The sequence below is a fragment of the Amycolatopsis sp. NPDC004747 genome (genome assembly GCF_053601335.1).
This window is the reverse complement of the sequence record NZ_JBSGBQ010000034.1, coordinates 80,690-98,568: the sequence shown is the minus strand read 5'-3', so window position 1 is coordinate 98,568 and position 17,879 is coordinate 80,690. Positions and strand designations below refer to the sequence as shown.

Here is a 17,879-nt window from a genome sequence, read left to right as displayed (position 1 = left end):
ACCCCCCGGATCATGGGTTCGACTGGGGGCGCAAGTCATGCCGGGCCTGGTGACCACAGCTCCTTGATCAGGAACTACGAAAACGGTAACGGGGGTGCCGCTGTCACCGGAGGGCAGCCAGCAAAGCGGGGTAGGCGTCCGCCGCGGTGAGCGCCGGCGCCCCGCGGCTTGCCGCGAACCCGGCGACCGCGGTATACGCCTGGTCCAGTTCCCGCTCGGTCAGCGGCGCCACGGCCTCGATCTCCGACGAACCGCGCGCGGTGAAGCGGCGGCGAGCGACGTCGCGGCCCGGCAGGAGCACCAGCTCGTGGAAGGTCGCTCCGCATTCGCTCGCCACGTCCTCGAGGCGTTCCGGGAATCCCGGCCGGGCCACCAGCTGCGGCACCACCACGTCATGGCCCGCGGCGAGGTGGGTCCGCGCCGCCGCCAAGGCGATCTCCCTGGCCAGCAGGCCGGCTTCGCCCGGGGACCCGCGCCAGCCGCCCAGCATGGCGCGGATCCGGTCCACGTCCAGGGCCAACGCCGGCGGGTGGTCCTCGGCGTAGCGCCGGGCGAGCGTCGACTTGCCGCTGCCCGGCGGGCCGTTGAGCAGGATCAGCCTCACCGGACCGGCGGCAGGAACCCGATCCGCTGGTAGGTCTTGGCCAGCGTCTTCGACGCCACCTCGCGGGCGCGCTCGGCGCCCACCGCGAGCACCTTGTCCAGCTCCGCCACATCGTCCAAATAGGACTTCGCGCGCTCCTGGATCGGGGTCACCCACTCGACGAAGACCTCGCCGAGATCCTTCTTCAGGTCGCCGTAGCCCTTGCCCTCGTACGCCGCTTCGAGGTCCGGGATCGTGCGGTCGGTCAGGGCCGAGTAGATCGTCAGCAGGTTCGACACGCCCGCCTTGTTCTCCACGTCGAACCTGACCTCGCGGCCGGTGTCGGTGACCGCCGAGCGGATCTTCTTCGCCGAGCGCTTCGGGTCCTCGAGCAGCTCGATGATGCCGTTGACGTTCGACGCCGACTTGCTCATCTTGGCCGTCGGTTCCTGCAGGTCGTAGATCTTCGCCGTGTCCTTGATGATGTACGGCTCCGGCACCACGAACGTCTTGCCCAGCCGGTTGTTGAAGCGCTGCGCGAGGTCGCGCGTCAGCTCCAGGTGCTGGCGCTGGTCCTCGCCGACCGGCACGGCGTCCGCCTGGTACAGCAGGATGTCCGCGGCCTGCAGGACCGGGTAGGTGAACAGGCCGACGCTGGAGCGGTCGGAGCCCTGCTTCGCCGACTTGTCCTTGAACTGCGTCATCCGGCCGGCCTCGCCGAAGCCGGTCTGGCACTCCAGCACCCAGCTCAGCTGGGCGTGCTCCGGGACGTGGCTCTGCACGAACAGGGCGCTGCGCTGGGGGTCGATGCCGATGGCGAGCAGCTGGGCGGCGGAGACGCGGGTGCGCTGCCGCAGCACCTTCGGGTCCTGCTCGACGGTGATCGCGTGCAGGTCGACCACGCTGTAGAACGTTTCGTGCGTGTCCTGCAGCCGCACCCACTGGCGCAGCGCACCGAGGTAGTTGCCGAGGTGGAACGAGTCGGCGGTGGGCTGGATCCCGGACAGGACCCGCGGGCGGCGCTCTGCTGCGACGGTCTGTTCTTCGGACACGCCAGGATTCTTCCAGGCCGGGGCGAGCGGCGGGCGCCGAGGGCCCTCAGGCGTTCGGGCGCTGGGTGAGGAACGGGCGGGTCGGCGTCGCGTCGGGCTCACCGAGGACGGCTTCGGCCATCGCCGTGACCGGATCGGGGACCTCCGGCACGGCGGGGGCGGCCTCGGCCAGGCGGGTCTTGCGTCGCTGCCGCAGCACACCGAGCGTCATGCCGACGATGCCGAGCGCGACCGCGACCAGCCCGACGGGGCCGAGCACGCCGAAGGCCTCCACGCTGGTGTCGGCCTGCGCTGTCGTCGTGACGGCGGCGAACGCGCTACCGCCGGCCACGAACAGGCCGGCCGGGACGAGCGCGAGCACCACGGCCGCGCGGAATCCGCGCAGGGTGGACCGCAACAGGGTTCGACCTGGGTTGCGCACCGGAGTGCCTCCCGCGAGTAACGCTCACCCATCCGAGTGAGACGTTGCGTGCTACTGGTCAGAAAACTACCGAGCGTGTCAAGACCTGCCGGTTCTGATCAACTCGGATTTCGAGGGTAGCGCTCAATCCGTAATACGCCCCGGGCGCCCCCAGGGTTCACTTTAGCCACCCGTTCGGGGGAATCGGTTACCGCCCGCGGTGGAGTGTGCCCGAAGAGTGCACGATCGCGTGTCACCCATTCGATCCGGTTCGTTCGGTTCACCCAATCGTGGTCTTACCGACCGGGGTAGTCGATGTCGTAGGTCGCGGTGACCGGCGCGTGGTCGGACCAGCGCTGGTCGTAGGCGGCGGCCCGTTCGACGACGACGTCGACGACCTTCTCGGCCAGCCCGGGCGTGGCGAGCTGGCAGTCGATGCGCCAGCCGGAGTCGTTGTCGAAGGCCTGGCCGCGGTAGGACCACCAGGTGTACGGGCCGGGGCCTTCGGGGTCGAGGCGGCGCTGGACGTCGGTGTAGCCGGCCTCGGTGTAGACGCGGCCGAGCCAGGCGCGTTCTTCGGGCAGGAAGCCGGAGTTCTTGCGGTTGCCGCGCCAGTTCTTGAGGTCGACGGTGTCGTAGGCGATGTTCCAGTCCCCGACGACGACGGCCTCCCGCCCGGCCGCGGCGGCCTTCGCCCGCAGCTCGACGAGGTAGGGCAGGAACGCGGCCATGAAGCGTTCCTTTTCGTCCTGCCGTTCGGTGCCGACGTCCCCACTGGGCAGGTAGAGGCTCGCCACGACGACGTTCGGCAGGTGCACTTCGAGGTACCGCCCGCTGTCCTCGAACTCGGGCTCGCCGAAGCCGACGCGGACTTCTTCGGGCTCGACGCGGCTGTAGACGGCAACACCGTTGCGCCCCTTGACCGACGATGGAGCGTGCACCGCGAACCACCCGTCGGGTTCGACGACGGCGGCGGGCAGCTGACTGGCTTCGGCCCGCACCTCCTGGCAGGCGACGACATCGGCCTTCGTGGCGGCAAGCCATTCGACGAAGCCCTTTTTGGCGGCGGCGCGGAGGCCGTTGACGTTCACGGTGGAGACGGTCAGCACCCGCAGCACGCTACCGGCCGAGGTACCGCGGCCGTCGGTTGCTCTGCCACACTGCCGCGCATGGGCGAAGCGGGGAGCCGGGTGGTCGTGCTGGGCAGTTGCGGCGCGTGGCCGGAGCCCGGCCGCGCGTGCGCCGGATTCCTGCTGACGCACAACGGTTTCCGCGTCGTGCTCGACCTCGGGTACGGCACCGCGCCACGCTTGTTCACGCACTGCCGCGACGGGTTGCCCGACGCGGTGGTGGTGACGCACGAGCACCCCGACCACTGCGCGGACGTCAGCGCACTGGGGCGTGCGTGGCACTACACGGTCCAGGCGGACGCGCCCTCGGAACGGCTGCCGCTGCACTGCACACCCGGCACGCTCCGTCGGCTCGAGGCGATGGAGCCCCGGCCGCACCCGGAGACGCTGTTCGAGGTGCGCGACCTCGCGGAGCCGGCCGAGGTCGGGCCGTTCGGGTTGACGCCGTACGAGCTGCCCCACCACCAGCCGAACTTCGGCGTCCGCCTCGCGGCCCCCGGGCTGACGGTGGCGTACACCGGTGACACGGGACCGTCGCCAAGGCTGGCCGAGCTCGCCCGCGACGCGGACCTGTTCATCTGCGACGCCACCCTCCGCACCCCACCACCGGAGGGCGAGCCCCGCTACCTGATGACGGCGGCGGAGGCGGGCCACTGGGCGGAGAGGGCGGGCGCCCGCCGGCTCCTGCTCACCCACTTCTGGCCGGGCACGAACCGCGAGGAGGCCGCCGCGGAGGCCCGCACGGAGTTCGGCGGTGAGGTGCTGGTCGCGGAGGAGGACCTCGCGATCGAGCTCTGACGCTCTCCGGGGCGCGGCGCGGGCCCGCGGCACGCCCCCGCCGGGCACGGACTGGCTCCGCGCGCCCGGAAGGCTTCGCACCGCTCGGCGCGGGTGCACTGCTCGGCACGGCGCACCGCCCGGAGCCGACTCCGCTCGGCGCGAGCGCACTGCTCGATGCAGTTTGCCGCCCGGCCACCCCGAGCCAAGCCCGCTCGCCGCGGGCGCGCTGCCCGACGTGGCGCGCAGCCCGAAGCCGCCTCAACTCGGCGCAAGCGCACTGCTCGAGGTAGCCCACTGCCCAGTCGGCCCGAGCCAAACCCCCACAGCCACTGGCCCGGAGACGGTCCCGCACCGCGAAGTCCGTGGCGCCCGGCAGGCCCCTCCCCGTCCCACCGGCAGGGCACCACGCACCGCAGCACCCGGCCCGCCGGAGAACGCGCCCCGACCCCCATCGGAGCGCGGCCCCCGGCCCGGAGCACCTCCCCGGCACCAGGCCCACCGCGGATCCAGCCCAAGCACGGTCCCCCGGCCCGATCCCCACCGAACCGCCGTGCCCCGACCAACCCCGGCTCCAGCCCGCGAGACTCCCCCTGGAGACCCCACGGACACCACCGCCCCATGCCGAGATTCAGTTGTCGCCCGCCCCCGGACGTTGCCTCCTTCCCGGTGCGGCCCAACGCCGTCACCTGCGGTTTTCACTGCGATCAGTTCTAGCACCCACCACCGACAAAAACCGGCCCTTGACCCCGAAAGCTACGAGCATTAGCTTTAAAGCTATGCCAAGTAGCCACAATGTCACCTAGGGTCGGGCTCACCACCGAAGCGGTGGTGGACCTCGCCATCAGCCTCGTCGACGAACTCGGTCCCGGCGGGCTCACCCTCGCCAAGGTCGCCGAGCGCGCCGGGGTGGCCGCGCCCTCGCTCTACAAGCACGTCAAGAACCTCGCCGGCCTGCGGCGGCTGATCGACCTCCGGGTCGTCACGGAAATGGGCGAAACCCTCCGGACCGCCGCCACCGGCCGCGAGGGTGGCGACGCGATCGGCGCCATCGCCGACGCCTATCGCGCCTACCTGCGGCGCCACCCGCACCGCAGCCACGCGCTCGTCACCGCACCCGACGAAACCGACGTCGAACTCAGCCGGGCCACGCACGCCGTTGCCGAGGTCGTCTTCGCCGTTCTCCGCCCCTTCGGCTTCGACCACGCCCAGGCCGTGCACGGCACGCGGTGCCTGCGCGCCGCCGTCCAGGGGTTTGCCGGGCTCGAAGCGTCCGGCGGGTTCGGCCGTCCGGAAGACGTCGACAAGAGCTTCGAAGTCCTGAAGAACATGCTCGTCCAAGGCCTCACGATTTACGCGCGGAAAGCAGAGAAATGACCTTCATACTCGCCGTCCTCCTCTTCACCGTCGGGCTCGGTGTGCTCGACGCCCGTTTCCCCTGGACGGAGGCCCGCAGATGATCGCCGGGCACTTCGGGCTGGCCGCCGCCGTCAAGGCGGGCCGCCCCGCGATCCCCGTCTGGACGCTCATGCTCGCCACCGCCTGGCTCGACGTCGTCTTCGTTCCGCTCTACCTGAGCGGCATCGAGACGATCGACGGCGAGGGCTACGGCGGCGGTGTCATCCACGCCGACTACACGCACTCCCTCGTCGGCGCGCTCGTGCTCGCCGCCCTCTTCGGCGCGGTCGCCGCGTACCGGCTCGGCCGGCAGGCCGGGCTCGTCCTCGGCGGTGTCGTGTTCTCGCACTGGCTGCTCGACCTCGTCGTGCACCGCGCCGACCTGCCGATCCTGCCCGGCAACGCCGGCGATCTGCCCGTCTTCGGCTTCGGGCTCTGGCGGCTGCCCACCGTCTCGGCCGTCGTCGAGCTGCTCATGCTGGCGGTCGGCATCGGCCTCTACTGGCGCGCCGCCGCCAAACGGGACCCGAACCGCGCCAGGACGCTCGGCCTGTCGGCGGCGGCCTTCGGCGTCGTCACGCTCGCGGCCGACCTGATCGGCCTCTGAAAGCTCAGCAGGCGGAGCCGGCGACGGGCTGGGTGAACTCGGCCGCCACCCACTTGTTGTCGGCCACCTTGCGGAAGCCGTTCTGCACGCCCGGCAGCGCGTCGAACTGGGCGTCCCGCAGGTACTTGCCGACGACCTTCGCGTTGCCGTCCGCCGCCTCACGGGCGTTCAGGACGTCCGCGGTCACGGTCACCGTGCAGCCGGTGGCCGATGCCCCCGACGCCTGCTTGCCCGTGTTCATGGCGTACACGATGACGACCAGGACGAGCGCGCCCAAGATGAGCAGAGTCTTCTTCGACATGCTTCCTCCATCCCACGAGCCCGTCCCCACGCCAAGGGTAGGCAATCCTTTACCCGGACGGCAGCGCCGGACGCAGCAACCACCCGGAGGCGCCAGCGTTCCACCGCGAGGTGACACCGCGTGATCACGCGAAAGGCCCCCTCCCCGGCGAACCGGGAAGGGGGCCTCCACGAGGAAAACCTCAGCCCTGGGCGATCTTCTTCGCCAGGTTGTCGTCCAGCGTCGCGAGGAACTCCTCGGTCGTCTGCCACGGCTGGTCCTTGCTGATCAGCAGCGCGAGGTCCTTCGTCATCTGGCCGCTCTCGACGGTCTCGACGACGACCTGCTCCAGCTTGTTCGCGAAGCCGATCAGCTCCTGGTTGCCGTCCAGCTTGCCGCGGTGCTCGAGGCCGCGCGTCCAGGCGTAGATCGACGCGATCGGGTTCGTCGAGGTCGGCTTGCCCTGCTGGTGCTGGCGGTAGTGCCGGGTCACCGTGCCGTGCGCGGCCTCGGCCTCGACGGTCCGGCCGTCCGGCGTGCGCAGCACCGACGTCATCAGGCCGAGCGAGCCGAAGCCCTGCGCGACCGTGTCGGACTGGACGTCACCGTCGTAGTTCTTGCACGCCCAGACGTAGCCGCCCTCCCACTTCATCGCCGCGGCGACCATGTCGTCGATCAGGCGGTGCTCGTAGGAAATGCCCTTGGCGTCGAAGTCGGCCTTGAACTCGTTCTGGAAGATCTCCTCGAACACGTCCTTGAACTGGCCGTCGTAGGCCTTGAGGATGGTGTTCTTGGTGGAGAGGTAGACCGGCAGGCCGCGGTCCAGGCCGTACTGCAGGGACGCGCGCGCGAAGTCCTCGATCGACTTCTTGAAGTTGTACATCCCCATGGCGACGCCGCCGCCCTCGGGGAACTGCGCGACCTGGAACTCCATCGGCTCGGAGCCGTCGTCCGGGGTGTAGGTCACGGTCAGCTTGCCCGGGCCGGGCACCTTGAAGTTGGTGGCCTTGTACTGGTCGCCGTGGGCGTGGCGGCCGATGATGATCGGCTTCGTCCAGGTCGGCACCAGCCGCGGGATGTTCTGGATGACGATCGGCTCGCGGAAGATGACCCCGCCGAGGATGTTGCGGATGGTCCCGTTCGGGGACAGCCACATCTTCTTGAGGCCGAACTCCTCGACCCGCGCCTCGTCCGGCGTGATCGTGGCGCACTTGACGCCGACGCCGTGCTTCTTGATGGCGTTCGCGGAGTCGATGGTGACCTGGTCGTCGGTGCGGTCCCGCTCCTCGATGCCCAGGTCGTAGTAGTCCAGGTTCACGTCCAGGTACGGGTGGATCAGCTTGTCCTTGATGAACTGCCAGATGATGCGGGTCATCTCATCGCCGTCGAGTTCGACGACGGTGCCCTGGACCTTGATCTTGGCCATGAGCAGCGGTGCTCCTTCCGCGGATCTTCGCGTTCTTCTTTAAGTCTCGCCGGTAGCGGTACAAGCGTACTGCTTGACGGAGCTGGATGGTTCCAGTAGTGGTCGGCATCAAGTCTCCACCCGCGCTTTGTGGCACGGATCACCGGGCACGAACCCGCCGGTCAGCCGATCCGACCGCTCGCCGAGCGACCATCGCTTTCGGGCCTGAACCAGGGCACGATGCCACCCGTGAATCCATCATGCGGGAGGTGACGGCCATGTCGACCCATCGGTACGCCGACTACGAAGGCGACTACGAGAACGACTACCCGGACTCCGGCGACACCGGTGAGGTGCTCGACGAGCGGCCGCGCCGCGGTGCCGCGCACGTCGTCAGCGCGCTCGGCGGGCTCGTGCTCACGCCGGTCGCCCTGGGGCTGCTCAGCTGGGGCGGGCTGCGCCAGCAGCAGCTGATCCAGGCCACGCTGAGCACCAACCGCGACCCGCTCGGCATCGCGCTGCTGGCCGGCGGGGCGATCCTGCTGCTGATCGTCGCCGCGCTCGGCGCGCTGTCGGCGGTCGGCCCGATCCTCGGCGGCCTGATCTACGGCGTGCTGCCCGGCGTCGCCGCGATGGCGGTGCCCGAATGGGGGTTCCGGCTGGTCAACCTGATGCCGAAGAGCGACATCGCGTACGGCGTCATGGACTTCCTCTTCATCGGCGGCCTGCTCGGCGTGGGCTTCCTGCTGGTCGGCAGCGGACTGGCCAACGCGCTGGTGCGGCGGCGGCGCGAGGGCTGACGCGGGCCGGTGGCATCATCGGGCGATGGGACTGTTCACCGTCGCGGAGGCTCGCGACGAACTGGCACGCCTGCGGCCGGTCCTCGACGAGCTCGTGCGCGTCCGCGCCGACGCCGCCGAGCTCGCGGCGTCGCTGCGACCGGGCGGCCGGACCACCGAGCTGGGCGGGCTGCCCGAGTGGAAGGCCGCGCAGGCCCGCCTCGACGACCTGATGACGACGGTGCAGCACACCGGCGCCGAGCTCAAGGGGTTCGCGCCGCTGCTGGTCGACTTCCCGGCCGAGCTGGACGGCACCGACGTGCTCCTGTGCTGGCTCGAAGGCGACGACGAGCTGGGCTGGTACCACCGCACCGACCTCGGTTTCGCGGGCCGTCGCCCGCTGAAAATCCCTGGTGGCGCTCGCTAGGTTGGGGTTCGTGAGCGACGAATCCCGGGCCGCGTTCTTCGACGGCACAGCCGAGCACTACGACGACGACACCTTCCACGCCTCGGTGGCCTCCGCGCTGGTCGAGCCGCTGCCGCCCGGTCCGGACCTCGTGCTGGACGTCGCCACGGGGACCGGTTTCGCGGCGTACGCGGCGCTGAAGCTGCAGCCGGCGCGGGTGCTGGCTGTCGACGTGTCGCCGGCCATGGTCGCGCGGGCCGAAGCGAAGGCGCCCACGCAGGACCCGGACGGCCGGATCGAGTGGCGGGTCGGGCCGGCCGTGCCGATGCCGGCCGAGGACCACTCGGCCGACGTGGTGGTGTGCGCGTCCGCACTGCACTTCCTGGGGGCGGCGGCCTTCGCCGACTGGCTCCGCGTGCTGCGGCCCGGCGGCCGGCTGGCGTTCTCGATCGTGGGAGCCCGGTTCAAGCGGACCGGGCCGTTCGCCGAGTTCGTGCCGGCCGACCTGTCGTACCCGCCCGACGAGGCCGACGCCGCGGCGCTGGCCTCGTCGGCGGGATTCGTGGACGCTTCCGCGCGCACCTTCAGCGTCGACGCCGGGGACCGGGTCCGGAGCGTCTTCCTGGTGCACGCGACCGCGCCGTGACTCAGGCGTGGAAGTGCACCTCGCCGCGGGTCGCCGGGCCGTCCGGGCTGCCGCAGTGCTGGACGAAGGTCAGGTCGGCGTCGGTCGTGCGGCCGTCGGCGTCCTTGTCCAGCCGGTCGATCGTGAAGTCGGCGTACACCTCACTGCAGACGTTGCCCATGGTGTAGACGAAGATCCCCGGCGTGGCCTGCGCCTCGTCGCTCTGCCCGCGGAACCGCGCGCCGGTGTACGTGCCGGTGTGCAGGGTCTCCCCCGCCGGTGCGCTCAGCTCGACGGTCAGGTACTTCAGCCCCGACGAGACGTCGATCCAGAGTCTGCCGCTGGTGGACTCGAAGACGGCGATCTCGTCGCCCGGCGCCGCGTAGTGGGCGCTGCCCTGCAGCGGCCAGGCGCCTTCCTCCGAGGTGTAGTCCACCGTCTGCACCGGGTCCGCCGAGGCGACCGGCACGAGGGCCAAGCCCAGCCCGGCCGCCGCCGTCAGGACCACGCACGCACGACGAAGTGAATTCACGGAACCTCCCCAGTTCGAGCCGCCCTCCGCGGCACTGCCGATCATGCTGGCAGTGCCACCCGATCGGGGGATAGAGCAGTTCTACTCAGTGGTGCAGCGAAGCCCCCTTGAGGATCTTGTCGACGGCGTTCTTCGGCCCGTGCACGGCCAGCCCGGCCAGCGTCAGCTTCTCCCCCGGCACCTCGCGGACCGCCGCCCGGTTGTCGGCGTCGTTGCCGGTGTGGAACAGCTCGTCGGTGAAGATCGAGAACCGCAGGCCGCGGCCCAGTGCCCGGCCGTGGGCCGCGGTCAGGACGTCCGCCGGGCCCGAGAAGACCAGCACCGGCTGGCCGAACATCGGGAGGTACTCGGTGCCGTCGGCGTCGGCGTACGGCTCGCCCATCAGCTCGGGGGTCACGTGGGCGATGCCGCTCACCAGGAACGCGGTGACGTTCAGCCGCTGCCAGGACGCCAGGTCGTCGCGGAGCAGGACGGCGATCTTCGTGTCGAAGGAACTCATGCCGGTCAGACTCGCCCGGGCGCGACGCCCGCGTCTTGTACGTTCTTGACATGGCGGACGTCGCGGCTTGGCGGCCGGCGGTCCCGGGGATCGCCGAGGTCTTCCACGCGCGCTTCACCACGCACGCCTACCCGCTGCACACGCACGACACGTGGACGCTGCTGATCGTCGACGACGGTGTCATCCGCTACGACCTCGACCGCCACCACCACGGCGCACTCGGCCCGGCGGTGACGCTGCTGCCGCCGAACGTCGCCCACGACGGCCGCGCCGCGACCAGCCACGGCTTCCGCAAGCGCGTGCTGTACCTGGACACGCCGGTGCTGGGCGAGGACCTGATCGGCGCGGCGGTCGACCGGCCGAGCCTCGCCGACGGCCTCCTGCGCACCCGCATCCACCAGCTCCACGAGGCCCTCGCCGAACCCGGCGACGCGCTCGAGGCCGAGAGCCGCCTGGTCCTCGTCGCCGACCGGCTGCGCACCCACCTCGGGAAACCGGCGGTGCACGAGCCCAAGCGCGGCCTCGCCGACGACCTCCGCGACCTCCTGGACGCGCGCCTGCCGGACGCGCTGACGCTGGCCGAAGCGGGCGAGACGCTCGGCGCCCACCCGGCGTACCTCGTCCGCTGCTTCGGGGCGCGGTTCGGCCTGCCGCCGCACCGCTACCTGACCGGCCGCCGGGTCGACCGGGCCCGCCGCCTGCTGCTCGACGGCACCCCGGCGGCCGAAGTCGCGACGGCGGCCGGGTTCGCCGACCAGGCCCACCTGACCCGGCACTTCAAGCGGTACCTCGGCACGACGCCCTCGCGCTACGCGAAAACCCGGTGACGGCGCCGTTACGATCCGGACATGGGGTTCCTCGCCAGGCTCGGCGGCCTGCGGTTCGCGGTCGTCGTCCTCACCGCCATGACCGCGCTCCAGATGACGCTGATCGCGTTCGGCAACATCACCGACTACGGCACGAACCAGGCGTTCGTGCAACACGTGCTCGCGATGGACACGACGTTCCGCTCCCCGGACATGATGTGGCGCGCGATCACCAGCCCGGCCCTGCAGAACGCGGCGTACGTGGTGATCATCGCGTGGGAGACGCTGACGGCCCTGGTCCTGATCGCGGCGTTCGCGGCGTGGCTCCGCGGGAGTGAGGCGGCCCGGCGCCTGTCGACCCTCGGCTGGGTGATGTGGGTACTGCTGTTCGGCGTCGGCTTCCTCGCCATCGGCGGCGAGTGGTTCCAGATGTGGCAGTCGGAGAAGTGGAACGGCCTGCAGCCGGCGCTGCAGAACTTCCTGATCGCGACGGTCGCGCTGGTCATCGCGCACCTACCGGAGAAGCAGCGCACATAGGAAGACGGCCGTTGTGCTTACTTTTCACGGAAGGTCGAGAACATCGAATCGGTCCGATGAGGCTGTTCCACGGGCACAAGCGGCGGTTGCTCCGGCGAGCCGTCACGGATTTCCGGCTCGCTCTCCAGATACTCGCGCGCACGTTCGTACTCGTCGTCGAGACCGTGGTCTTCGGTCTCGAGGAAATCCAGGATCTCCTCGAGATCACCATCGTCGATTTGGATGCTGCGGTCATGCTCTGCCCACCATGCCAGCTCGTCGACGGCCAGCTCGAGTTTCCGGGCCGCGAACTCTTCCGCCGCCGCTTTGGCGAATTCCGGGCTCAGCTGTGCGAGGTCGTCCATGACCGCCTGCAATCGTGATAGGTCTTTCCAGTCGTGGGTTTCGGCAAGCGTGGCCGAGAACGTCCATTCCGCAAGCTTCCCCGCGTGCTTCCGCCAAGCCGGCACGGACGACTCCGCGACGTTGACCGTCATTTGGTCGAGCGCGGTCGCGCTGGGCCACGACGACTCCCCGAGTTCGGTGAGCAGCGCATCTCCCAGGTCGACGAGCCCAGCCGACGCGCCGAACTTCGCGAGCGCGACGACGAACTCGACCTCGGCAGCCTCGTGGTCGGTGCGATACTCGCCGAGGACAGGGTCCGGTTCCTGGATTCGCACGACCGCGTCACGAAAGTGTTCACCACGATCGATCACGGCGGCGCGGAGAGCGGGGCGGCTCCACTGGGTCGCCGCCGCCCAGACGGTCAGAAGCTGGTCCAGAAACACCGCCGAGTCGCACAACGCCACGAGGAGGTCCGGGTGTGCGGCCAGATGGCCGTGGAGGAAGTCGACGACCGAAGGGTTGCTGAACCCGACCCGACGTCCGTTCGAGTCTTCACTGACCTTGGCGATCACCGGTTCGAGGCGCCGAAGTGTCCGGCGGAACCGGCGGTCGGCGTCGGAGGTCGCGTCCAGGCCGAGGTGTGCGCGCCAGGCCTCGCGTAGCCGGTCGTGGTCGGCGGACCGGTTGGCCGTGTAGAGCGTGAGGACCAGGGCCAGCCCGTCCGCGTCGAGTACCTCTTCGATCAGCCTTTCCCACAGGTGACCCGGGTTTTCGAAGTTCTGGAGAACGGCTTGTGCGACGTTGCCGGATTCGCCGGGCGGGAGCTCAACGACCTCGGCGATCGCGTGCTCCAGCAGCCGCGGGCTGTAGTTGCGGTGGTGAATGATCGCCCGGTAGACCGCCGGCTCCGCCAGCTGCGCCCGCTGCTCCGGGCCCAGGCCGGAGAAGTAGACGTGGTTGTAGAAGATTTCCGCGCGGATATCAGGCGGCAAAGCCGCCGCGTCCACGGTGCACTCGTACGGATCGAGGCCGCGGGCATCCAACCGCTCGTGGTGTTCCCGCGCTTGCTTGGCGAGGTAGTTCCGGCAGGTGAGCACAAGGCGCTTGGCCGGTGAACTCTTCACCATGCGCAGCAACCGGGGTAGCTCCTGATTCGCCCGCCGCGCAGCGCCTTCGTCCAGCGTGGTCTGACCGACGAAGTCGTCTACGAAGAAGATCTGCTTCTCCTCGTCGTCCCACATGCGGTGGACGTCGTCCAGCCGGTTGGTGGCCTCGACGATCGTGAAGCCTGCGGCCTGGTGCTCCGCGAGGAGGACGTGGGCCAGGGTGGTCTTGCCGGCTCCGGGCGGCCCGGCGATGAGGCAGCTGTGCTGCTGGTCCAGCAATCGGCGGGCCTGGGCAAGGCCTGGATGGGGTGCGAAAAGCCGCAGGCTCTCATCGATGTCGAGCGCGAGCGCCCGGGAGCGGAGCAGGACGTCCCGGTTCAGCAGCGAACCGAGTACGGCGCTGCCGGCGAGCCAGAGCCGGACGTGCCGGCGCACGATCTCCGGGTGCTTCCGGAGCAGGGCGACGATCTCGTGCGCCCCGAAGATGTCCCCGGGAGTCTGCACGAAACCCGGAAAGATCCCGGCGATCTCGTCCTTCGCGCCTACGGTGAGGTCCACGGTTGTGGCGATGAGGTAGCGATCCGGCGCGAGCCGCTCGACTTTGGGGAGTTCCACGTTCCGGAGATGCCTGACGAGGGCGTCACGTCCCGACTTGGCCCAGTGCTTGCACTGGATGACCGTCTTGTCCGCCGCGGCCGGAGCGATGTACCGGAGGTCGATTCCGCCGTCGCGACCACGGGCGAAGATTTCCAGCGGGCACCCGAGGACGACTTCGAAGAGGTCCTTGCAGAGCTCCTCGAAGTCGAAGTCGGTCAACCGCCCGAGATCGAATCCATCCACCTCCGGACCATATCTTCCCGTTGTGGCACCGGCTGCCGGTTCGCCGGTTTCCGGGCTACGCCGTTCCGGCTCGAACGCCCTACGCGACAAAACGTCATCAGATTCGCGCCGTACGAGTGGAAACGCCTGATCGAACGTATTCGCGAGCGCCGCGTAGCTGCTCCGCCCGCGAGGCCGCTCTCGTGTGTCAAGATGACGGCATGCTGCGCGAACTGCACCTGACCGGCGACCCGGCGGCCGACAAGCTGCTGAACGACGACCCGTTCGCCCTCCTCGTCGGCATGCTCCTCGACCAGCAGTTCCCGATGGAGCACGCCTTCATGGGCCCGCGGAAGATCGCCGACCGGATGGACGGCTTCTCCCTGGCGAAGATCGCCGCGACCGACGTCGAGGAGTTCGTCGAGCTCTGTGTGGTGCCGCCGGCCATTCACCGGTACGGGGGATCGATGGCCCGCCGCGTCCACGCTCTCGCGCAGCACATCATCGAGCACTACGACGGCCGCACCGAGGGCATGTGGCTCGACGGGCGCCCGAAGCCGGACGGTCCCGAAGTCCTGAAGCGGCTGAAGGCCCTGCCCGGGTTCGGGGAGCAGAAGGCCAAGATCTTCCTGGCCCTGCTCGGAAAGCAGCGCGGCGTCCAGCCGAAGGGCTGGCGCGAAGCGGCCGGCGCGTACGGCGACCGCGGCTCGCGCCGGTCGATCGCCGACGTCACGAGCGCCGAAACGCTCGCCGAGGTCCGCGCCTTCAAGAAGGCCGCCAAGGCCGCGGCCAAGTCGGGCTAACGCACCCAGACGCGCAGCGGGCCGAGCGCCGAAGCGCCGTGGTCCAGTGCGATCCGCAGCGCCTCGCCGTGCTCGTAGCCGACCACCGGCAAGCCCGGGAACGCTGACGCCACCGCCGCGACCGCGCCCGGCCAGGCGTCCGCAGCGCCCGAGAAGTTGGACAACCCGACCACGCCCTCGCCGCGGTGGGCGACGACCTGCGTCGGGCCGCGGGAGAGCACCGCCACCGACGCGTCGAGCGGGAAGCCGTGGCCGGTCACCCGGCGCCAGCCCGGCTCGGGGACACCCGGCCCGCACGCGAGCCACGTCGCCTCGAACAGCACCGAGAAGCCCGGCAGGTCCAGGGTCGCGAAGCTGTCCTTGACCGAACACCCCGCGGAGCCGTCGACGAACGGGAGGATGTCGGCGGCGGTGGCCTCCGGAGTCAACGTCACCGCGTCCGGGTAGTACTCCGGTGTGCGGGACGGCGAAGTCCACGCCCGCGGGCCGAACTCCCCGCCGCACACCAGATCGCACCAGGCCGCGTTCTCCGCCACCGTCCATTCGAGACTCGTCACAGCAGCCCGGCCAGCTTGTACAGCACCAGGCTCCCCGCCACCGCGACGTTCAGGCTGGCCCCGATCCCGACCATCGGGATCTCGACCACGCTGTCCAGCAGGTCGAGCACCTCCGGCGGGATCCCGGTCTGCTCGTGCCCCAGCACCGCGATCGTGCGGCCATGAGCAGCGGGCAGGTCCGCCAGCCGCACAGCCTCCTCGGCCAGCTCGACGCCGACCACCTTCGTGCCCGCCGCTCGCTCGCGGGCCAGCCAGGCCGGTGGGTCGTGCACCCAGTGCACGCAAGCCGGACGCCGCAACGTGTTCCCCCTCCGCAGCGCTTCGGGCACCCACGGGAACCGCGGCACCGCGAGGCACGCTCCGACGGCGTCACAGGTGCGCAGGAGCGTGCCGAGGTTCGCGCCGTGCAGCGGCCACAGCGGGGCGGCCACCAGGTGACCCCAACAGGAATGTGCGTTGCTCCGCCGGGACTTCCGCAGCTCTCGAGGCGTGCGGACCCGGACCGAAGGACTCACCGGCGCCGAGGCGCGGCGCCTCCGAATTCGCTGATCATGCCCGGGATTCTAACCCGTTCGCGGGGTCCACGGGACGAGTTTCCGCTCCTACCCTGGACACGGAGGTGAAGCCCATGCACGCAGGAGTAGGAGACGAAATCCAGGTGCACGGCCGGACCGTCGGAGCGGCCGAGCAGCGCGGCGAGATCCTCGAAGTCCGTGGCCCCGACGGCGCCCCGCCCTACCTGGTGCGGTTCGCCGACGGGCACGAAGGGCTCGTCTACCCCGGACCCGACTGCGAAGTCCAGGCCCACGCCGACTAGACGGCGACCTGTTCCCGAGGCTCGCGGACCCGCCCCCACGCCGAGCCCACCAGCAGCAGCGCGACGAGGGTGAGCGCGGCCGCGACCTCGGGCAGCAGCAGCGGGCCGCCCGAAGCGAGCACCGCTCCGCCGACCACGCCGGACAGGCCGACGCCGAGGTAGATCGCGGACGCGTTGAGCGAGAGCACCAGCCCGGCGTGGCCCGGTGACAGCTCGATCAGGCGGTGCTGCACCGGCGGGTTGAACGACCAGGTCGCCAGCCCCCAGACGAACAGCGAGATCCCGGCCGCGACCGGCGTCACCGTGGCGATCGGCAGCAGGGCCATCACCACGGTGATCGCCGCGATCACCACCAGCAGCGGTGCCCGCGAGCCGAACCGGTCGGTCGCCCGGCCGCCCGCGAAGTTGCCGATCGCGCCGCCGACGCCGTAGCAGAAGAGCAGGATCGTCACCGTCGTGCCGTGCACGCCCGCCGTCGCGGCCAGCAGCGGCGACACGAACGTGTAGACCATGAACGCGGCCAGGCAGCCGAGCACCGTCACGGCCAGCATGACGAGCACGCGCGGGTCGCGGCCCGCGGCGAACCGCTCGGCGAGGCCCACCCGCGGCGGCGCGGCGACCGTGGGCAGGGCGAACCGCACCGCCAGGGCGCTCACCAGCGAGAACGCGGCGACCAGCGCGAACGCCGTCCGGTAGCCGAGGTGCTGCGAGATGAGACTGCCCAAGGGGACGCCGAAGATGAGCGCGACGGTCAGGCCGCCGAACACCATCGCGACCGCCCGGCCCCGGCGTTCCGGCACGGTCAGCTCGGCCGCCACGGCGCTCGCCGCGGGCGTGAACACCGCGGCGCCGACCGCGGTCACCACCCGGGCGACGAGCAGGGAGCCGTAGCCGGGCGCGAGCGCGGCGAACAGGTTGCCGGCACCGGTGACGGCGAGCGCCGCGACCAGCAGCGTGCGGCGTTCCCAGGTGCCGGTGGCGGCGGCGAACAGCGGCGAGCCGACCGCGTACGCGATGGCGAAAGCGGTCACGAGCTGCGCCGCGGCCGTGGCCGAGACGTGCAGCTCTCCGGTCAGCGCGGGCAGCAGCCCGGCGACGATGTAACCGCTGGTCCCGACGCCGAAGGCGCCGAAGGCGAGGACCGAGATCCTCGACGGAGCAGGTGCGGACATGGGCTGGGCCCCCAAGCGAAGCAGGGATAAGTTCGATGAACGTCGTAGTTCGACAGTCACCGTACTACGACCCGCCACCAAATTTCGACCGGCGTCGTACAATGCGTCCATGGCCAAGTCCGACACCCTGCCCCCGATCGTGCACCCGACCCGGGAGGAGATCACCGTCGAAGGGGTGCTGCGCGCCCTCGCCGACCCGGTGCGGCTGGCCATCGTCCGGCAGCTGGCGACCACCGGGCACGAGGTCGCGTGCGGCGCGCTGACCGTGCCGGTGACGAAGTCCACAATCACCCACCACCTGAGCATCCTGCGCCAGGCCGGCGTCGTCGCCGGGCGCCAGGAAGGCACCACCCGGTTCAACTCGTTGCGCCGCAACGATCTTGACGCCCTGTTCCCGGGCCTGCTGAACGGCGTCCTGGCCGCCGAGCGCTGAGCACGGCGCCTGTGGTGTGGATCGTCACCCGA

Annotated in this window: 23 protein-coding genes; 11 read left to right on the top strand and 12 right to left on the bottom strand. The window is 70.5% G+C overall.

What is annotated here, in order from left to right; all coding sequences use genetic code 11:
- Positions 1–103 precede the first annotated feature (103 nt).
- The 4 genes from ACWEGE_RS38255 to ACWEGE_RS38240 all read right to left on the bottom strand — a co-directional run bounded on the left by ACWEGE_RS38255 (position 104) and on the right by ACWEGE_RS38240 (position 3,144).
- On the bottom strand, positions 104–604 hold the full coding sequence (locus ACWEGE_RS38255) for an AAA family ATPase (RefSeq protein WP_449665360.1): 501 nt from the start codon (positions 602–604) through the stop codon (positions 104–106).
- Complete coding sequence (gene trpS / locus ACWEGE_RS38250) at positions 601–1,635, bottom strand: tryptophan--tRNA ligase (RefSeq protein ID WP_449665359.1); 1,035 nt, start codon at positions 1,633–1,635, stop codon at positions 601–603. Before trpS ends, ACWEGE_RS38255 begins: the two co-directional genes overlap by 4 nt.
- 46 nt (positions 1,636–1,681) lie before the next feature.
- Entirely contained in the window at positions 1,682–2,032 is a 351-nt protein-coding gene (locus tag ACWEGE_RS38245) for a hypothetical protein (RefSeq protein ID WP_449665358.1), read from the bottom strand.
- Positions 2,033–2,331: 299 nt separating this feature from the next.
- Positions 2,332–3,144, bottom strand: a complete 813-nt coding sequence (locus tag ACWEGE_RS38240) for an exodeoxyribonuclease III (RefSeq protein ID WP_449665357.1) — start codon at positions 3,142–3,144, stop codon at positions 2,332–2,334.
- Positions 3,145–3,204: 60 nt separating this feature from the next.
- Here ACWEGE_RS38240 and ACWEGE_RS38235 point away from each other — a divergent pair, with 60 nt between their 5' ends.
- The 3 genes from ACWEGE_RS38235 (at position 3,205) to ACWEGE_RS38225 (ending at position 5,947) form a co-directional block, all read left to right on the top strand.
- On the top strand, positions 3,205–3,963 hold the full coding sequence (locus ACWEGE_RS38235) for an MBL fold metallo-hydrolase (protein WP_449665356.1): 759 nt from the start codon (positions 3,205–3,207) through the stop codon (positions 3,961–3,963).
- 774 nt (positions 3,964–4,737) lie between these two features.
- The gene (locus tag ACWEGE_RS38230) at positions 4,738–5,319 is read left to right on the top strand and encodes a TetR/AcrR family transcriptional regulator (protein WP_449665355.1); all 582 of its coding nucleotides are present in this window, start codon (positions 4,738–4,740) and stop codon (positions 5,317–5,319) included.
- A gap of 79 nt (positions 5,320–5,398) precedes the next feature.
- The gene (locus tag ACWEGE_RS38225) at positions 5,399–5,947 is read left to right on the top strand and encodes a permease (protein WP_449665354.1); all 549 of its coding nucleotides are present in this window, start codon (positions 5,399–5,401) and stop codon (positions 5,945–5,947) included.
- A 4-nt stretch (positions 5,948–5,951) separates the two neighbouring features.
- On the opposite strand, the gene ACWEGE_RS38220 is transcribed toward ACWEGE_RS38225, so the two are convergent.
- Together ACWEGE_RS38220 and ACWEGE_RS38215 are read right to left on the bottom strand one after the other, a co-directional pair.
- Positions 5,952–6,248 carry an SH3 domain-containing protein gene (locus ACWEGE_RS38220; RefSeq protein WP_449665353.1) on the bottom strand — a complete coding sequence of 99 codons (297 nt, stop codon included), beginning with the start codon at positions 6,246–6,248 and terminating at the stop codon, positions 5,952–5,954.
- 181 nt (positions 6,249–6,429) lie between these two features.
- The gene (locus ACWEGE_RS38215; RefSeq protein ID WP_449665352.1) at positions 6,430–7,653 is read right to left on the bottom strand and encodes an NADP-dependent isocitrate dehydrogenase; all 1,224 of its coding nucleotides are present in this window, start codon (positions 7,651–7,653) and stop codon (positions 6,430–6,432) included.
- Positions 7,654–7,910: 257 nt separating this feature from the next.
- Between ACWEGE_RS38215 and ACWEGE_RS38210 the strand changes: the two genes are divergently transcribed.
- Genes ACWEGE_RS38210 through ACWEGE_RS38200 form a run of 3 tightly spaced genes read left to right on the top strand, consistent with a single transcriptional unit; the run spans position 7,911 to position 9,463 of the window.
- Positions 7,911–8,432 carry a hypothetical protein gene (locus ACWEGE_RS38210; protein WP_449665351.1) on the top strand — a complete coding sequence of 174 codons (522 nt, stop codon included), beginning with the start codon at positions 7,911–7,913 and terminating at the stop codon, positions 8,430–8,432.
- Between the two features lie 25 nt (positions 8,433–8,457).
- On the top strand, positions 8,458–8,838 hold the full coding sequence (locus ACWEGE_RS38205; protein ID WP_449665350.1) for a DUF2203 domain-containing protein: 381 nt from the start codon (positions 8,458–8,460) through the stop codon (positions 8,836–8,838).
- Positions 8,839–8,848: 10 nt separating this feature from the next.
- On the top strand, positions 8,849–9,463 hold the full coding sequence (locus ACWEGE_RS38200; protein WP_449665349.1) for a class I SAM-dependent methyltransferase: 615 nt from the start codon (positions 8,849–8,851) through the stop codon (positions 9,461–9,463).
- A gap of 1 nt (position 9,464) precedes the next feature.
- Here the strand turns inward: ACWEGE_RS38200 and ACWEGE_RS38195 are convergent, their stop codons facing one another.
- Positions 9,465–9,974: a hypothetical protein gene (locus tag ACWEGE_RS38195; protein ID WP_449665348.1), complete on the bottom strand. Its 510-nt coding sequence runs from the start codon at positions 9,972–9,974 to the stop codon at positions 9,465–9,467.
- Positions 9,975–10,059: 85 nt separating this feature from the next.
- On the bottom strand, positions 10,060–10,473 hold the full coding sequence (locus ACWEGE_RS38190; RefSeq protein ID WP_449665347.1) for a DUF2000 family protein: 414 nt from the start codon (positions 10,471–10,473) through the stop codon (positions 10,060–10,062).
- 50 nt (positions 10,474–10,523) lie between these two features.
- Here ACWEGE_RS38190 and ACWEGE_RS38185 point away from each other — a divergent pair, with 50 nt between their 5' ends.
- A complete protein-coding gene (locus tag ACWEGE_RS38185) occupies positions 10,524–11,300 on the top strand; it encodes an AraC family transcriptional regulator (protein ID WP_449665346.1) in 777 nt (258 codons plus the stop codon).
- A gap of 21 nt (positions 11,301–11,321) precedes the next feature.
- The gene (locus ACWEGE_RS38180; RefSeq protein ID WP_449665345.1) at positions 11,322–11,816 is read left to right on the top strand and encodes a DUF2165 domain-containing protein; all 495 of its coding nucleotides are present in this window, start codon (positions 11,322–11,324) and stop codon (positions 11,814–11,816) included.
- 17 nt (positions 11,817–11,833) lie between these two features.
- Here ACWEGE_RS38180 and ACWEGE_RS38175 read toward each other — a convergent pair whose 3' ends face one another.
- Positions 11,834–14,086, bottom strand: coding sequence for an nSTAND3 domain-containing NTPase (locus ACWEGE_RS38175; protein ID WP_449665344.1), 2,253 nt, complete (start codon positions 14,084–14,086; stop codon positions 11,834–11,836).
- Positions 14,087–14,286: 200 nt separating this feature from the next.
- Between ACWEGE_RS38175 and ACWEGE_RS38170 the strand changes: the two genes are divergently transcribed.
- Positions 14,287–14,868: an HhH-GPD-type base excision DNA repair protein gene (locus ACWEGE_RS38170; protein ID WP_449665343.1), complete on the top strand. Its 582-nt coding sequence runs from the start codon at positions 14,287–14,289 to the stop codon at positions 14,866–14,868.
- Here the strand turns inward: ACWEGE_RS38170 and ACWEGE_RS38165 are convergent.
- Positions 14,865–15,425, bottom strand: coding sequence for a hypothetical protein (locus tag ACWEGE_RS38165; protein WP_449665342.1), 561 nt, complete (start codon positions 15,423–15,425; stop codon positions 14,865–14,867). The two genes, ACWEGE_RS38170 and ACWEGE_RS38165, sit on opposite strands and share 4 nt — an antisense overlap.
- Complete coding sequence (locus ACWEGE_RS38160; RefSeq protein WP_449665341.1) at positions 15,422–15,856, bottom strand: TrmH family RNA methyltransferase; 435 nt, start codon at positions 15,854–15,856, stop codon at positions 15,422–15,424. Before ACWEGE_RS38160 ends, ACWEGE_RS38165 begins: the two co-directional genes overlap by 4 nt.
- 197 nt (positions 15,857–16,053) lie before the next feature.
- Between ACWEGE_RS38160 and ACWEGE_RS38155 the strand changes: the two genes are divergently transcribed.
- Positions 16,054–16,242: a DUF1918 domain-containing protein gene (locus ACWEGE_RS38155; RefSeq protein WP_191312265.1), complete on the top strand. Its 189-nt coding sequence runs from the start codon at positions 16,054–16,056 to the stop codon at positions 16,240–16,242.
- Here the strand turns inward: ACWEGE_RS38155 and ACWEGE_RS38150 are convergent.
- Positions 16,239–17,414, bottom strand: a complete 1,176-nt coding sequence (locus ACWEGE_RS38150; protein WP_449665340.1) for an MFS transporter — start codon at positions 17,412–17,414, stop codon at positions 16,239–16,241. The two genes, ACWEGE_RS38155 and ACWEGE_RS38150, sit on opposite strands and share 4 nt — an antisense overlap.
- Positions 17,415–17,523: 109 nt before the next feature.
- Between ACWEGE_RS38150 and ACWEGE_RS38145 the strand changes: the two genes are divergently transcribed.
- Entirely contained in the window at positions 17,524–17,847 is a 324-nt protein-coding gene (locus ACWEGE_RS38145) for an ArsR/SmtB family transcription factor (protein ID WP_449665339.1), read from the top strand.
- The last annotated feature ends 32 nt before the right edge of the window (positions 17,848–17,879 follow it).